This is a genomic window from Bacteroides sp. AR29 (assembly GCF_900217715.1).
Lineage (GTDB): Bacteria > Bacteroidota > Bacteroidia > Bacteroidales > Bacteroidaceae > Bacteroides > Bacteroides uniformis.
The window spans coordinates 72,045-87,828 of the sequence record NZ_OBMS01000021.1 but is presented as its reverse complement, the minus strand read 5'-3'; the positions used below and the strand labels follow the sequence as shown (position 1 = coordinate 87,828).

Here is a 15,784-nt window from a genome sequence, read left to right as displayed (position 1 = left end):
AATCTTTATAAGAAAAGATGGTTAATCGAGCTGTTCTTCAAATGGCTCAAGCAGCATCTCAAGATAAAGAAATTTTGGGGCACAACAGAGAACGCTGTTCGCATACAAATCAGTGTGGCTATTATCACATACTGCCTTGTGGCTATTGTCCAACATGATATGAAGTTGAAACGCTCAACCTATGAAGTTTTGCAAATTCTCAGCATATCATTGACTGACAAAACCCACTTGCGTGACCTGTTCGATAAGACTAATTTCAATGATGTCAAAGATCTAAATAATCCCCTTATTCCGGGGCTATTTGATTAATTGTTTAACTCGTCCCATTTTAACGGGACACTAATGACTTTAAATATAAAACATGTTGATTAATGCAATCATTGACTTTGGCGCCTTACTGTCTTTGATTGTTGTTTTCAAAATTCAGAGATTTGTTTACTTGGTTATCGGTAATGACCTTAATTCTCCCTTACTATTCTTCGGAGTGAACTTCCTTAATATGCTGAATGGAATGAATCATTTCCGTTTAACTTTTCAATGTCCTCTCGTCCTTTTGATGATGCAAAATTAGGCAGGAATTTAGGGGTGGCAAAGGAATCTACCGAATGCCCATGTGTGTAGAAAACGTGCCCATTCCAGTACGCAAAAAAAATGCGTACCGAAAAGAATAAGCCTTTCAGTACGCATTTCTGCTATTGTTTTTATGTATGTCGTTTATGAAACTACCATGTAGTTATTAGCTATAACAGACGGAAATTTCTCGTTCTTGTATCTCCTAAGGAGATTGGATAACATTCTGTTCTTGTTGCCCTCCGAATCGTATTCTTCATTATATCTCTTGCCATCATAGCCCACTGTATAGATAAGCCTTGAAACAAGCATCATCTTGTCTTTAGATACCTTTACCTTTTTATTGGGTATGGTGGTAGCCTTTCTTCTCTCAATGAAGAACAGAAACATATCCGTAAACTTCCACTTCTTATAGGATATGTCAAGACTGGACTTGTCTGTAAAGCTGATTTTTGACGATAAGTCATTTCTGATAAAGCCCTCCAAGCCTATGCCCTTTAATTGTTTAATTATAGTTTCTCTATCTTGCTCACTATGTATAATATCGCTGTATGTATTGACAAAATGCTGCAAGGCTGCTTGAATGATTCTGATTGTGTCCTCTCTTTCAACAACATAGCTTTTCTTGTTGCTCTTCCTTAAGGTGATACTTGTAGCTTCCAATAGATTAGCATGAAAATAGCTAAAGTCCTCCAATACGGACTTGTTCAATGTAGGTGCGTTTGTACCAATATCTTCTATAAAGTCATATACGAACAGAAGTAGATACCAAAACTTGCTAACATCCAACTTATACGCTTCAATGGTATTCTGTAAATCTTCATTAGTCAGGAACTTCTCTTTGAAAGAATCATCCAGCTTTCTGTATTCTCGTTTCTTGTATTCTTCCAAAGTTCCTTTGAAAGTTTTCATTTCTTTGCTTCTCTCGTATCTTTCTTCAACGGATAAGTTTCTCTCAAAATATCTGTTGGCGAATATGGCAGGCGCGGAAGATTCTACGGGTATCATTCCCGTATCTGTTTCCGCATAATCGGGCAGGAAGTGGTTGGTTACTTCCCACACGTATTCTAAAAGTGGTTCATTTAGACATTTGTAGCTTTCATGCCAAGCCACTTTTAAATCGGGCAGTTCCTTTATTTCCATTGGTTCTTATTTATAGTTGTCGCAACAATAGAAAGATGATTCTAAGCATATTTTCATAAATAAGATATTCTTAAAATATGTAATTCCATATATATATTTGACTTTACCATAATTCTTCGTATTTATAAATAGGGGTGTGTTCATTAGCACCTTTACTTTTATTGCATGTTTCGCAAGAAAGTTGTATATTGCATGGGTCATTTGCTCCCATTTTATCCAAAGGTAATATATGGTCAAAGTTTGAGCTATTTAAAGTGGTGATAATGCCTGTTAAGTCTTTATTACAAAATACACATCTTCCTTTGTCTCTATGAAAAACAGCTCGTTTTACCCATTGTGGAATATTCTGTCTCTTAATTGTTTTCTTCGGGGTTAAGTACTGTTTTGGGATTTCTGTCTCTTCGAGAGTCTTAACGACAAGTTTATTGAAATCAATTAAAAAATTCTTATTAGTAAAAAGAATGTGTACTATTTCATTGGCAATTACACTAAATAATTCCCATAGGCATTCTTTATTGGATTCGAACCATTTATAAGCAGAGTCATCATCATCTAAATTGTATTTTTCATTTTTACAATAAACATTGTAGCATTTAAATAAATGTAACCAGTCTTGCATATAATCTTCTTCTATACAATCTCCATTTTTCTTGAAATATTCCATGTAATAATAAAATAATGTGCATTCTGCATAAATATGTAATAGAGATTTTTTGGAAAACTTGCTTACACTATTTATAAATTCCTCCTTATCATATCCCCATAATTCCACTTCGTTTTTTACTGATTTATAAACAATGTTAATGAATTGGTATATTGATTCAAACTTATATTCTTCCATGCTATATTTTATTTAAGTCGTTGCGCATTTGCTCAATTAAATGTTCTTTAATATTGAGTGCAGAATGTGATATTTCAGTAAGAATTTCCACATGCTTTTGTAGAACTATTTGATTGTTTTTCATTATATTATTGGGTAGCATGTTTATAATTTGGGCGGAAGTATCAAACATATAATCGTAAGTCCTTTCCATTAAGTTTAACAATTCAATAACCTCTTGACTTGCGATTAACCTTATAGTATTGGTTTCCTGTTTTACCTTCATTAGCTCTGTATTATTCTCATTCATTAGATTTTGTATTTTTTCCATATATACTGTACATACTTTATTTTGTTCAGTCTTATCATCTATTGTAGCAAGAAACCCAGCATAAAACTCTGTTATTATTGGAGTCATTTTGTTGATACATGAAAGGTTTTGTTTTCCTGTAAAGGAATCAATTAATTGAAAGAACTTTAAGTATTGTTCTTTCTTGCTTTCGTATTGGTATTTTCTTTTTGCTATATCTAATTCGTGTCTCTTTTTTATATCTTCTATTTGTTGTGTTAATGTAAGGTTCTCATTCCTTAAAGCTTTGTTTTTGGCTTTTTGACTTATATATGTTTTTAAATATAAGAAAAGAAGTCCAATGATAATTATTACCATTAGACTGAAATAAGATATTTGATTAGATGTGTCCATATATTAGTTCTTAAATTTTCCATAAAGGTATAAAAATAATCCCACTCATAATTATTATGAGTGGGATTATTTAATTTAAAGAAGATTCTTCATAGCTTCGTCCACTTGCTCATTATCGAAACTATCTAAGTATATTTGAGTGGTGGCTAAGTCTGAATGTCCCAATGCTTCACTTATCAATGCGATGTTTACCCCCGATTTCTTTAGGACGCTTGCGAATGAGTGCCGGGCGACATAGGTTGTCAAGTTGGCTTCAACTCCAAGCTGTGCGGCAAGTAGTTTTAGATTCTTATTGACCTTTCCTAATATCTTATGTATTCTATTTTGTTTTTGTAGGGCGGTCTTATGTATCTTACTGTCTAAAATCGGAAACAGATAGCCTTTACTCTCTTTTGAATATTTTTCGATTATCGGTATGGCTTCTTGCGGTATTCCTATTTTGATTTGCTTTTTTGTCTTTTGACGAATGTAGTGTAACCTGCCATTTTGAATATTCTCGTTTGTTAGATTGGCTATGTCTGTGAAATTGATTCCACCGCATAGATAACTGAACACGAATATGTCTTTGCTCAACTCCATATACTGTTGCTTTCCAATAGGCTGCACCTCTGTTGTGAATTTCAGTACGTCTGCTTTGGCAATGGCTCTCTTTTGAGTAGTGGTGTCGAACTTGTTGATTTTATATTCGTCAAACGGATAATCGGACTTCCGGGCGCACTTAGCTTTGATGGCTTTATTATATGTACTCCGGAGCGTGCGAAACATTAGGCTTATAGTAGTTTCTTTGTTGTCTTTGGAACGTAGCCACTTCTCATATTTGTTAAGCCAAGAAGTATCTATATCACTGAAAGGTATATCTAACCTACCTTTTGTGAACACTTTAAGAGAATTGAAAGAACTTTTATAGATAAGGCGGTTGCCGCATTTGTCTTCACGTGTGTACTGCTCTATCAATTCGTGGTAGAACTCACTAACGGTTTTCAGTTCAAACTTGGTATTCTCATTATTGAGTAGGGTAGTAGTGGTATATTCTTTCTGTTCGACATTCAACTCTAACATTCGCTGTTGAAGTTCTCGTTGTTTATCCAAGATAATTTTTTGAATATACTCTTTGTTAGGGCAGTTAGGCTTAGGCTTTTCTTTAATGAAGTCCCAAAGGGTAGCTTTGATGGATAGACCTAAACTCTGATACTTTTTCTTGCCGTCTTTACAGATGCGTAGCATTAAAGGGTGTTCACCGTTTGATAGTGTCTTTGACTTGTAACATACCACTGAAATTGTAGCGTTCATACTGATTTTTGGTTTAACTCTCGGTTTAACTCACTCGGTTAAACCACGCTAAATTCAGCACCTTTTAAAAACAAAAATCAGATAGAAATCTTACGATAACTATCTGATTTTCAGAAGAGCGGAAGACGGGGCTCAAACCCGCGACCCTCAGCTTGGAAGGCTAATGCTCTATCAACTGAGCTACTTCCGCAATTTTTTGTGGGCAAAGATGGATTCGAACCACCGAAGGCGTAAGCCAGCAGATTTACAGTCTGCCCCATTTGGCCACTCTGGTATTTGCCCTTTTGCACTTAAGATTCTATCTCAATTCTCTCATTGAGTAGGTTTGTTTCTCAATTGCGGTGCAAAGATACGACTATTTTTGTAAACTCCAAGCAAAATCTATCATTTTTATTGCAGTAATTGCACATTCGTCTCCTTTATTACCCAGCTTGCCACCGGCGCGGTCTTCTGCTTGCTCCATAGTATTGGTAGTAATTAATCCGTAAATTACTGGTACATCGCCACTTGCGTTTAATTGGGTAATTCCTTGGGTAGCACCCATGCAAACATAGTCAAAATGTGGAGTATCTCCTCTGACTACACAACCAATTGCAATAACTGCATCGACTTCGCTGTATTCGATAAGTTGGTTGGCGCCGAAAGTCAGTTCAAAACTGCCGGGTACTGTTTTTACCAGAATATTTTCATCTTTGGCTCCATGTTTTTTTAAGGTGTCTATGGCACCTTTTAGGAGAGCGCCGGTAATATTATAATTCCACTCAGATACAACGATGCCGAATTTCATTTTTTCCGCGCTGGGTACAGAACTGAAATCGTAGTCTGAAAGATTGTGATAAGCTGTTGCCATAAATAAGGAATTAAGAATTAATAATTGAAAATTAAAGGGAGAGGAGAGATAAAAGAGGCACGGACTACACGGATTCACGGCTATTGTGTCTTTCCGTGTTTTCCGTGTAATCCGTGCCTGAGATATTTTTATAATAAGGTATATTACTTCTTCAATAGTTTGGCTTGTTCGATATACTTATCGATATCCATTGCCTGGTATGAACGGAAGTATTTATCCTTGATAGTGGTATACGCCTGGATTGCATCGTCATACTTACCTTGCTTTACCAGGATTTCTCCAGCTTGCAGCAGGTAGATGGGGCTGAGGGAGTTGTTGTCGGCTTCGTTGGCGGCTTTCAGCAGCATGGAAGCGGCTTTGTCCAGTTGGCCGAGCTGCGCATAGCAGTTACCCATAGCACCTTTCATGGCAGGAGCTACCATTTGGTCGTCTCCGTCAAAGCTGTCCAATGCTTTCACTGCTTCGTCATATTTACCGAGGTGTGCATAGCAGAGACCCATATAGGCTTTTGCAAGATTGGCTGCTTTTGTGCCGCTGTATTCGTCTGCCACTTTTACAAATCCGGCAAAACCGATGCTATCACCGTTCAGTGCTTGTGCATAAGCGTCTGCTTCGAAGTATTCTTGCCCTTTGAATAAGGCAGCTTGTGCTTTTTCTTCACGGGGGTCTGCATAAAGGTTCTTGTACATCACTACACCGGCAATGATGATGATTACTGCTACTACAGCGCCGATGATTGCTTTTTTGTTCTTAATGAAAAAGGCCTCCGATTGTGTCAGTGCATCCTCCACGTTTAAGGCTTCATTCGTCTTTTTTTGTTCTGCCATTTTTATATAATCTTTTTGTTATTATTCTTATTTATCTATTTCGACCCGCAAAAGTAAGTTTTTTATAGCTATCAACGAAATTTAGCGGCATCTTTTTTTGTTTTGTATCAGAAAACACCGAAATTATTTCTACTTTTCAATAAGCCGGGCTTCACCTCTGTATTAAAAATAAGCAGGCTTATTTTGTACTGCTTTCGGTTTTGCATTATCTTTGTAACCGAACTCATCGTTACTATAATGATACTGAAACGTATATCTATACTCAATTATAAGAACTTGGAGCAGGTGGAGCTTTCATTCTCGCCCAAGTTAAACTGCTTTTTCGGACAGAACGGCATGGGGAAAACGAACCTGCTGGATGCGGTGTATTTTTTGTCTTTCTGTAAAAGTGCCGGTAATCCCATTGATTCCCAGAATATCTGCCATGATGCCGACTTCTTTGTTATTCAAGGGTTTTATGAGGCTGCCGATGGGACTCCTGAGGAAATCTACTGTGGTATGAAGAGGCGCCAGAAGAAACAGTTCAAGCGAAACAAGAAGGAGTATACGCGTTTGTCGGACCATATCGGCTTCCTGCCTTTGGTCATGGTCTCGCCTGCCGATTCGGAGTTGATAGCAGGAGGCAGTGATGAACGCCGACGTTTTATGGATGTGGTTATCTCGCAGTACGACAAAGAGTATCTGGATGCTTTGATACGATACAATAAAGCTTTGGTGCAGCGGAATACCTTACTGAAGAGTGAACAGCCGGTGGAGGAAGAGCTCTTTCTGGTCTGGGAGGAGATGATGGCACAAGCCGGTGAAGTGGTGTTCCGTAAACGTGAGGCCTTTATCCGTGAGTTTATTCCTATTTTCCAGTCTTTCTATTCATTCATTTCGCAAGATAGGGAGAAGGTGGGATTAAGCTATGACTCCCATGCCCGCGATGCCTCTTTGCTGGAAGTGCTGAAGGAAAGCCGTGCTCGCGACCAGATTATGGGCTATTCGTTGCGCGGTGTGCACAAGGACGAGCTGAATATGCTTTTGGGAGATTTCCCCATCAAGCGTGAAGGGTCGCAGGGGCAGAACAAGACTTATCTGGTAGCGTTGAAGCTGGCACAGTTTGATTTCCTGAAACGTACCGGGACCACTGTTCCCTTGTTGTTGTTGGACGATATCTTTGACAAGCTGGATGCCTCGCGTGTGGAGCAAATCATCAAGTTGGTGGCAGGCGACAGTTTTGGGCAGATTTTTATAACCGATACCAACCGCGAACACCTGGACCGTATTCTGCATAAAGTGGGCAGTGATTATAAGATGTTCCGTGTGGAGCAGGGAACGGTTGCCGAAATGAAGGAGGAAGAGGCATGAAGCGCAATAATGCCGAACAGATAGGTGAACTTATCCGTCATTACCTCAGGCAGGAAAGTCTGGAGTCTCCGCTGAATGAACGGCGGCTTATCAGTGCGTGGCCCGAAGTGCTGGGGCCTACCATTGCCTCCTACACCCGTGAACTTTATATAAAGAACCAGGTGCTTTATGTGCACCTCACTTCTGCTGCTTTGCGCCAGGAACTGATGATGGGGCGCGAGTTGCTGGTGCGCAACTTGAACCGTCATGTGGGGGCCCAGGTCATAACGAATATCATATTCAGATGAGCATCCTCAGCTCATCTATTCTTTCAATCTTCAGTTCCTTCAATTCCCGGACTGCCCGGTCATAATACATCGGAGTTTCCAAATCCTTGTTGTCATGCGCATCCAGTCCGATGATAGCTGTACAGCCTTCATTGGCAGCGATTCGCCAGAACTCCGGGCATGGGTAGGTGGATAAACCGTGCGCTTCATTGTAGGCTACATAGCCTATATTGTATTCCAACGGGACATTCAGGCGTGCAGCAGTACGGCAGATGTGCCGGCTGATGGTAGTGCAATGGTGGTCGAACTTCGGATAGGAGCGCATGAACAAGTCCGGATGGGCAAGGCAAGAGAATAATCCGCTTTCCATACCTTCGATGGCGCTCTCTTCGTAAAGGTCGAGCATGTCGCGGCTGTTCGTATGATGGCCGAAGTAGGGAAACTTTTCATCGGTGTGGTAATGATGGTTTCCGAAGATGATATAGTCCAGTTGGTACTTCTTGATTTGTTCTTTCAGCCAATGGATATATTGGGGGAAGTATTCACATTCAAGTCCTATTCTGATGTCTATCTGGTCGTGGTATTTCTCACGGAGCGTCTTGAGACTCTCCACGTAGCCGGGAAGCTCTTCGGGGAGCATCCGCATGTCGGCTACGTAGTCGGTACGGTATTTCCAGGGAGTGTGGTCCGAAAACCCGAGTATCCGGTAACCGCCTTTGATGGCACTGAGCACATAGTCTTCATCATCTCCGGTGGCATGCATGCAGCGTGTGGTGTGTGTATGATAATTAGTTTTCATTGCGTTATGATTTCATCCATGCGTATATCAAACGGTTCTGCAGGAACTTCTTCTACGAGTTGAAACGGGAAGCAGATGCCGGCTTTGTGGGCTGATGGGATGCGGGGCAGAAGCCGGTCATAGTAACCTTTACCGCGCCCCAGGCGGTTGCCGTTACGGTCGAATGCCACGCCGGGAACCACTATGAAGTCTATGTCTGCATAGTCGGTAAATAGCTCGCCGGTTGGTTCTTCGATGCCGTATGCGCCAGGTTTCAAGTCTTCGGGTCCGGTGTACAGCCGCAGTTCCAGGTCGTCACCTACAACTACCGGAAGCAGTATCCGCTTTTCGCGGCTCCACTTCCGGATAAATTCGTGTGTGTCCACTTCGTCTTTGAGAGAGTGGTAGAGCAGTACGGTTGTTGCCGCCCTGAAAGCGGGGTGTGCCTCGAGGGCGGCAAGTATTTCAGCAGACTGACGCGTAGCGGAAGAGCTGTGTCGGGTCTTCAACAAAGCTACCTGCCTGCGCAGTTCTTTTTTCCTTTCCATCATCTTTTTTATCCTCTATGATTGGTGTTGCTTCCGGAGCTTTGGGGAATGCCTCGCCACGTTCCAGAATATCCAATGCTTTCTTGACGGTAGCATCGCTCTGGTTGATGTAGCGGATGTATTGCTCCCTTCCCAGTATGTTATAGATAATGTTGCCGTAAAGACTTCTTTCCAGTAGCTTGTAGGACTTGTGGATAAGCAGGTTGCGCCGCTTTACTCCCTTGGAGTCTGCAAAACGTACAAACTGCTCCACAATACTCTGGTGGCGAAGGTACTTCAACAAATCTTCTTCATTGTCGTATTCACTCAATTTCGCACGGTTGCGGTCGGTATACTGGAAGCTGAATTGCAGAATCAGTCCCTTGTTGCTTACTTCTATCAGGTAAGAAGATACTCCGGTGGTGTCTTGCGGAACGAATACGTCCGGCATAATGCCACCGCCGCCGTATACGGGTCTGCCCAAACCGGTAGAGTAACGCAGGTTTTCGTCCAGTTTGATGCTGTCTTTGGAGAAGAACTCGCCGTGTTCGTAACGGGTAATCCAGTCCATTTCGTATTTGCTGTCCTTGCCGTTCTCGTAGGGGCGCTGGATGCAACGGCCCGATGGGGTGTAATAACGGGCAATGGTCAGGCGGATGGCGGAACCGTCACTGAAGTCGATGGGTTGCTGTACGAGTCCCTTGCCGAAGGAACGGCGTCCTACAATGGTTCCGCGGTCATTGTCCTGAATGGCGCCCGCAAAGATTTCGCTGGCCGAAGCGGAACTCTCGTTTACCAATACCACTAGCGGCAGCTTCTGGCAACTGCCGGTACCGTTGGCATATTCCTCCATGCGGGGATATTTGCGGCCGTGGGTATATACAATCAACTTCCCTTCCGGCAGGAATTCGTTCACCATGCGTGTGGCGGCTTCCATGTATCCTCCGGTATTGTCGCGCAGGTCGATAATCAGGCCTTTGCACTTCTCGTGGCTCAGTTGGGCAATCGCATTCAGCAGCTCCACGTGTGTGGTACGTCCGAATTTGCTGATTTGTATATATCCGTAGTCATCGTCGAGCATATAGGCTGCGTCAATGGTGTTTTGCGGGATGTCACCGCGTGTGATGGTGAAGTCGAGCAACTCCTTTTCCGTGGCACGCTTGACGCCTAACTTCACTTGGCTTCCTTTCGGACCTTTCAGGTTGCGCATGGCCTTTTCGTTTGTCAGGCCTTTGCCTGCAAACAGACTGTCGTTGACCATTACAATGCGGTCGCCTGCCATCAGGCCCACTTTCTCGGACGGTCCGCCGGGAATCACGCTGTTTACGTGTATCGTGTCTTCTTGAATGGTGAACTGGATACCTATACCGCTGAAGCTGCCTTCAAGTTCGGAGTTTACCTCTTCCAGCTTCTGTGCGGGGATGTAGGTGGAGTGGGGGTCGAGTTCCGCCAATATCTGTGGCATGGCCTTCTCTACCAAATCGGTCATGTTGACGGTATCCACATACTGGTCATCAATAACACGCAGCAAGGCATTCAGCTTGTTGGACGAGCTATTGATGATTCCCAGTTTATTACCGGCAAAATGCCTGGCATAAAACGTTCCGATAAGGATTCCCGCGACTACGCTGATTGCGATGATGAGCGGCATAAAGCGGGAAGTATTTTTTGTACTCATGATGTTTATTTACTATTAGACTATTTACAATTTACTATTTGGCTGCGCATGCAACTTTCAACTTTCCATTTTCAACTTTTCATTATCCATTGAAATAAACACTACCTCGATGCCTGCCCGTTTCAAAAGTTCGATACCATCTTCCAGGCGGTATTTCTCGGAGTAGACTACCCGTTTGATGCCTGCCTGGATAATCAGTTTGGAGCATTCTATGCAGGGGGAGGCAGTGACGTACATGGTGGCACCGTTACTGCTGTTGTTTGAACGGGCTATTTTGGTAATGGCGTTTGCTTCGGCATGGAGCACGTATGGTTTGGTGACGTTATTCTCATCTTCGCATACATTCTCAAAACCGGAAGGGGTACCGTTGTAGCCGTCAGAGATAATCATCTTGTCTTTTACAATCAGTGCACCGACCTGGCGGCGTTGGCAATACGAATTTTCGGCCCAAATGCTTGCCATACGTATATAACGCCTATCCAATGCTTCTTGTTTGTCTTTTGTAGAATCGTCCATCATATTTATGCTTTATCGTTGCGGGGTGAATCCCATGACTCTGGTTGTCGGTCCGTCTTTAAAATAGAGGGTCAGTGAATTGGCATCCCCTTCATACTTGTACACGTTTTGCAATCCGGAGATGAATGCCTTGGCCAGTGCATCGCTTTCTGCAGCCCCCGTAACCTTCACACTGATGCTGAGCGAGCCTGAAGCTCCGTCGGCTTTCCAAGTGCCGTTGACGCTTGAGTTGATGCCTTGTCCGTTGACGGTGGTGCCCATCAGTTCTCCATCCAGTTCAGTACCTTCAAAATTGAGGGTGAAGGTGCTTTTCTGATTATATAGCTTGTCCAGACTCTTCTTCATCTCTTCCTCATTGTTGTTCCAAAGGTTTGGATAGAATTGGGCATTGCTGCCTTTATTGGTGAGTCGGCTGAGCTTCCATGTCTTCCCGGTGAATATTCCGATAACATCGTCCTCGTTGTCGCAACCGCTTAGCAGGGGGAGCAGCGAAAACATGAGCAACATGCAAAAGATGTTCCTTATAAGTCTCTTCATTTCTTTATTCCATTTCTGATTAATAATGCGTCGATTGTAGGCTCTTGTCCGCGGAAGCGTTTATAGAGCGTCATCGGATGTTCCGTTCCGCCTTTGGAAAGGATATTCTCTCGGAAGGAGGCGGCAGTCTCCGGGTTGAAGATGCCCGTCTGCTTGAATAGCGAGAAAGCATCTGCATCCAGCACCTCTGCCCATTTATAACTATAGTATCCGGCAGAATATCCTCCGGCAAAGATATGGGAGAATTGTGTGCTCATGCAGGTTTCTGCCACAGAAGGCAGAATCTGTGCTTTTTCCCAAGCCTTCTTTTCATAGGCTTTCACGTCACCTTCAAACGGGGCGTTACGTGTGTACCAAGCCATATCGAGCAGGCCGAAGCTAACCTGGCGGAGGCAGGCGTATGCCGCGTTGAAGTTGGAGGAATCCACAATGCGCTGTACCAGTTCGTCCGGTATCAGTTCTCCGGTTTGGTAATGGCGGGCAAACGTATGCAGGAATTCCTTTTCGATGGCAAAGTTCTCCATGAATTGGGAGGGGAGTTCCACAAAGTCCCAATACACATTGGTCCCGCTTAGGCTTCCGTAGGTGGAATTGGCAAACATACCATGCAGGCTGTGTCCGAATTCGTGCAGGAAGGTTTCTACCTCGCCGAAGGTCAACAAAGCAGGTTTGTCCTGTGTCGGTTTGGTGAAGTTCATCACAATGGATATGTGGGGACGGCTGTTCTCACCGGTCTTTTCGTCAATCCACTGTTCCTTGTAGCTGGTCATCCAGGCTCCCGAGCGCTTGCCTGCTCTGGGGTGGAAGTCGGTATAGAACACGGCAAGGAATTTCCCGTCTTTGTCGAAGACTTCGTAGGCATCCACATCCTTATGATAAACGGGAATATCCGGATTCTTCTTGAAGGTGATGCCATACAGCCTGGTTGCCAGGCCGAATACGCCTTGCTTCACGTTGTTCAGCTCAAAGTAAGGGCGGAGCAGCTCATCGTCGATATTGAACTTCCGGTCTTTCAGTTTATGGGAATAGTACGCCCAGTCCCACGGCATCAGGACGAAGTCTTCTCCTTCCGCTTGGCGTGCCAGGGCTTGCACTTCTGCATATTCTTGTTTGGCGGTAGGCGTGTAAGCCTCCAGCAGTTGGTCCAGCAGCTTATACACGGACTCACTGTTTTGTGCCATGCGCTCCTGGAGGTTGTATTCGGCGAAGTTGTCATAGCCTAGGAGTTGGGCAATCTCCATACGGACATTGGCCAGTTTCTTTACGATTTCCAGATTATTGCTGGCGTTGTCATGCGTACACTTCGTATTGTAGGCCATATATAGCTCACGGCGCAGGTCACGGCTGTCTGCGTAGGTCAGAAAAGGGCCATAGCTGGGAGCCTGCAGGGTGAATACCCAGCCTTCGACGCCTTTTTCCCCGGCTGTCTCTGCAGCGGCTTCTACCGCGCTCTCGGGTAGCCCGGCCAGTTGTGACTTGTCGGTGATGACAAGCTTGTAGTCGTTCGTTTCTTTCAGGTTGTTTTCGCTGAACTGCAGCGTCAGCAGGCTGAGCTCTTTGCATAAAGCCCGGTATTTCTCCTTGGCTTCTCCCTGGAGGTTGGCGCCGTTGCGTACAAAACCATTGTAAATATCTTCCAGCAGCTTGTGCTGTTCCGGGTTCAGCGTCTCTTTGTCTTGCTGCTCGTAAACCGCTTTGATGCGTGCAAACAGCTCTTCGTTCAGGCTGATGTTGTTTTCATGCTCGCTCATCATCGGCATGATTTCCTTGGCCAGTTCCTGCAGGTCATCGTCCGTTTCGGCACTGAGCAGATTGCCGAATACAGTGCTGACACGGTGGAGCATCTCACCGGACTTCTCGTAGGCCAACACTGTGTTGGCAAATGTCGGGACTTCCGGATTGCGGATGATGGCCTCTATTTCCGCATTTTGGCGGCGGATGCCTTCGCGGATGGCGGGTACGTAATCTCCGGTCTTAATCTTGTCGAACGGGACAGTGCCGTGCAGCGTGGAGTATGTTTCAAAAAAAGGATTTTGAGACGATATAGTGTTCATAAAGCAAAGCAATATTAGAGTTAGTATAATCTTCATCATGTTTAAAGGGTCTGATAAAAAACGAACTAGCTGCAAAATTGCAAAAAAAATAGGCGACTTCTGCAGAAGTCACCTATTTTTTATTATTTTCTAACTGTATATTAGCAGTTAACTGATGCCATGTGAGCAATCAAGTCAAGAACCTTGTTAGAATAACCGATTTCGTTATCATACCAAGATACAACCTTAACGAAAGTATCAGTCAAAGCGATACCAGCCTTAGCGTCGAAGATAGAAGTGCGAGTGTCACCCAAGAAGTCAGAAGAAACAACTGCATCTTCAGTGTAACCCAGAACACCCTTCAATTCGCCTTCAGAAGCTTCCTTCATGGCAGCGCAGATTTCAGCGTAAGTAGCGGGCTTAGCCAAGTTAACTGTCAAGTCAACTACAGATACGTCCAAAGTCGGAACACGCATAGACATACCAGTCAGTTTGCCGTTCAATGCCGGGATAACTTTACCTACAGCCTTAGCAGCACCGGTAGAAGACGGGATAATGTTGCCGGAAGCAGCACGACCACCTCTCCAGTCTTTCATAGAAGGACCGTCAACTGTCTTCTGAGTAGCAGTTGTAGAGTGAACAGTAGTCATCAAACCGTCAGTGATACCCCATTTGTCGTTCAATACCTTAGCGATAGGAGCCAAGCAGTTGGTAGTACAAGAAGCGTTAGATACGAATTGAGTACCCTTAACGTAAGTCTTTTCGTTAACACCGCAAACGAACATCGGAGTGTCGTCCTTAGAAGGAGCAGACATTACAACATATTTTGCGCCGGCTTCGATGTGAGCTTGAGCTTTGTCTTTGCTCAAGAACAAGCCAGTAGATTCAACAACGTATTCTGCCTCTACTTCGTTCCATTTCAAGTCAGCCGGGTTTCTTTCTGCAGTGATGCGGATAGCCTGACCGTTAACGATCAACTTGCTGTTTTCAACATCAGCTTCGATAGTACCGTCGAACTGGCCGTGCATAGTGTCATACTTCAGCATGTAAGCCAAGTAATCTACCGGGCAAAGGTCGTTGATACCTACGATCTGAATATCGTTTCTCTTCATTGCAGCGCGGAATACGAAACGTCCGATACGTCCGAATCCATTAATACCTACTTTAATCATTTTGTTTAAACTTTTAAGGGTTTTATAATGTTTAAAAATAAACTTTCGCTTACTAATTGCAATTCTTTCTGATTTGCGGTGCAAAAGTAAGAAAATGTTTTTATATTCGTAACCAAAATCATAATTAAATAATTGAAAAGATGGGAAAAAGTTCATTTTTACAGGAATTTAAGGCTTTTGCCATGAAGGGCAATGTGATAGACATGGCCGTCGGTGTGATTATCGGTGGGGCATTCGGAAAAATCGTCTCCTCCATTGTGGCAGATGTGATTATGCCTCCTATCGGGCTGCTGGTGGGCGGTGTCAACTTTACAGACTTGAAGTGGGTGCTGAAACCTGCCGAAATGGTGGACGGAAAAGAAATTGCTGCCGTGACCCTGAATTACGGTAATTTCTTGCAGGTCACCTTCGACTTCCTGATTATAGCATTCTCTATCTTCATGTTCATAAAGTTGTTGACCAAGCTGACTGAAAAGAAGAAAGAAGAGGCGCCTGCCGCTCCTCCGGCTCCCCCTGCCCCGAGCAAGGAAGAGGTGCTGCTGACCGAAATCCGTGATTTGCTGAAAGAAAAGTAATATCGAAGCGGAACTTCATAGGGATGTCAAAACCCTCTTGACGCTTTTTTTAGGCGCGGAATTCTAAGACCTACACAAGTTTTTGCACAGGAAACTTGCGTAGGTCTTAGAATTCCGCGCCTAATATTATAACATGATGAAAGCGTTCA

The 15,784-nt window shown here is 43.6% G+C and carries 17 protein-coding genes and 2 tRNA genes; 4 read left to right on the top strand and 15 right to left on the bottom strand.

All coding sequences use genetic code 11. The features are described 5' to 3' along the window. Positions 1 to 309, top strand: a 309-nt coding sequence (locus CSD97_RS13755; RefSeq protein ID WP_143272429.1) for a transposase, incomplete at its 5' end; no start/stop codon positions are given. 405 nt (positions 310 to 714) lie between these two features. On the opposite strand, the gene CSD97_RS13745 is transcribed toward CSD97_RS13755, so the two are convergent. The 8 genes from CSD97_RS13745 to CSD97_RS13710 all read right to left on the bottom strand — a co-directional run bounded on the left by CSD97_RS13745 (position 715) and on the right by CSD97_RS13710 (position 6,203). Further along, a complete protein-coding gene (locus tag CSD97_RS13745) occupies positions 715 to 1,713 on the bottom strand; it encodes a hypothetical protein (protein ID WP_057258925.1) in 999 nt (332 codons plus the stop codon). A 103-nt stretch (positions 1,714 to 1,816) separates the two neighbouring features. Beyond that, positions 1,817 to 2,554 (bottom strand): HNH endonuclease, encoded by a 738-nt coding sequence (locus CSD97_RS13740; RefSeq protein ID WP_057258923.1) that lies wholly within the window; start codon positions 2,552 to 2,554, stop codon positions 1,817 to 1,819. A gap of 1 nt (position 2,555) precedes the next feature. Beyond that, a complete protein-coding gene (locus CSD97_RS13735; RefSeq protein WP_057258921.1) occupies positions 2,556 to 3,236 on the bottom strand; it encodes a hypothetical protein in 681 nt (226 codons plus the stop codon). Positions 3,237 to 3,311: 75 nt separating this feature from the next. Beyond that, the gene (locus CSD97_RS13730) at positions 3,312 to 4,526 is read right to left on the bottom strand and encodes a site-specific integrase (RefSeq protein WP_057258919.1); all 1,215 of its coding nucleotides are present in this window, start codon (positions 4,524 to 4,526) and stop codon (positions 3,312 to 3,314) included. A gap of 117 nt (positions 4,527 to 4,643) precedes the next feature. After that, positions 4,644 to 4,716 (bottom strand) — tRNA-Gly (locus CSD97_RS13725). Positions 4,717 to 4,725: 9 nt separating this feature from the next. Next, positions 4,726 to 4,808, bottom strand: a tRNA-Tyr gene (locus tag CSD97_RS13720). Positions 4,809 to 4,881: 73 nt separating this feature from the next. Then, the gene (ribH, locus tag CSD97_RS13715) at positions 4,882 to 5,376 is read right to left on the bottom strand and encodes a 6,7-dimethyl-8-ribityllumazine synthase (protein WP_005823623.1); all 495 of its coding nucleotides are present in this window, start codon (positions 5,374 to 5,376) and stop codon (positions 4,882 to 4,884) included. 143 nt (positions 5,377 to 5,519) lie between these two features. Then, positions 5,520 to 6,203, bottom strand: a complete 684-nt coding sequence (locus tag CSD97_RS13710; RefSeq protein ID WP_057282025.1) for a tetratricopeptide repeat protein — start codon at positions 6,201 to 6,203, stop codon at positions 5,520 to 5,522. Between the two features lie 237 nt (positions 6,204 to 6,440). On the opposite strand from CSD97_RS13710, the gene recF reads away from it, so the two are divergent. Together recF and CSD97_RS13700 are read left to right on the top strand one after the other, a co-directional pair. Then, complete coding sequence (gene recF, locus CSD97_RS13705; RefSeq protein ID WP_005823617.1) at positions 6,441 to 7,553, top strand: DNA replication and repair protein RecF; 1,113 nt, start codon at positions 6,441 to 6,443, stop codon at positions 7,551 to 7,553. Next, on the top strand, positions 7,550 to 7,840 hold the full coding sequence (locus CSD97_RS13700; RefSeq protein ID WP_005823615.1) for a DUF721 domain-containing protein: 291 nt from the start codon (positions 7,550 to 7,552) through the stop codon (positions 7,838 to 7,840). The genes recF and CSD97_RS13700 overlap by 4 nt, the downstream gene beginning before the upstream one ends. On the opposite strand, the gene CSD97_RS13695 is transcribed toward CSD97_RS13700, so the two are convergent. The 7 genes from CSD97_RS13695 to gap form a co-directional block, all read right to left on the bottom strand. Further along, positions 7,833 to 8,618, bottom strand: a complete 786-nt coding sequence (locus tag CSD97_RS13695) for a histidinol-phosphatase (RefSeq protein WP_098032575.1) — start codon at positions 8,616 to 8,618, stop codon at positions 7,833 to 7,835. The two genes, CSD97_RS13700 and CSD97_RS13695, sit on opposite strands and share 8 nt — an antisense overlap. Beyond that, positions 8,615 to 9,145 (bottom strand): 5-formyltetrahydrofolate cyclo-ligase, encoded by a 531-nt coding sequence (locus tag CSD97_RS13690; RefSeq protein ID WP_035449971.1) that lies wholly within the window; start codon positions 9,143 to 9,145, stop codon positions 8,615 to 8,617. The genes CSD97_RS13695 and CSD97_RS13690 overlap by 4 nt, the downstream gene beginning before the upstream one ends. Beyond that, positions 9,063 to 10,802 (bottom strand): S41 family peptidase, encoded by a 1,740-nt coding sequence (locus CSD97_RS13685; protein WP_005835451.1) that lies wholly within the window; start codon positions 10,800 to 10,802, stop codon positions 9,063 to 9,065. Before CSD97_RS13685 ends, CSD97_RS13690 begins: the two co-directional genes overlap by 83 nt. Before the next feature lie 57 nt (positions 10,803 to 10,859). After that, complete coding sequence (locus CSD97_RS13680; protein WP_005835453.1) at positions 10,860 to 11,318, bottom strand: dCMP deaminase family protein; 459 nt, start codon at positions 11,316 to 11,318, stop codon at positions 10,860 to 10,862. A 12-nt stretch (positions 11,319 to 11,330) separates the two neighbouring features. After that, positions 11,331 to 11,855, bottom strand: a complete 525-nt coding sequence (locus CSD97_RS13675) for a DUF4847 family protein (RefSeq protein WP_009037063.1) — start codon at positions 11,853 to 11,855, stop codon at positions 11,331 to 11,333. Continuing rightward, the gene (locus tag CSD97_RS13670; protein WP_098032574.1) at positions 11,852 to 13,909 is read right to left on the bottom strand and encodes a M3 family metallopeptidase; all 2,058 of its coding nucleotides are present in this window, start codon (positions 13,907 to 13,909) and stop codon (positions 11,852 to 11,854) included. Before CSD97_RS13670 ends, CSD97_RS13675 begins: the two co-directional genes overlap by 4 nt. A 140-nt stretch (positions 13,910 to 14,049) precedes the next feature. Then, positions 14,050 to 15,060 carry a type I glyceraldehyde-3-phosphate dehydrogenase gene (gene gap / locus CSD97_RS13665; RefSeq protein ID WP_005835458.1) on the bottom strand — a complete coding sequence of 337 codons (1,011 nt, stop codon included), beginning with the start codon at positions 15,058 to 15,060 and terminating at the stop codon, positions 14,050 to 14,052. A gap of 140 nt (positions 15,061 to 15,200) precedes the next feature. Between gap and mscL the strand changes: the two genes are divergently transcribed. Beyond that, on the top strand, positions 15,201 to 15,635 hold the full coding sequence (gene mscL / locus CSD97_RS13660; protein ID WP_005835461.1) for a large-conductance mechanosensitive channel protein MscL: 435 nt from the start codon (positions 15,201 to 15,203) through the stop codon (positions 15,633 to 15,635). Positions 15,636 to 15,784: the final 149 nt, after the last annotated feature.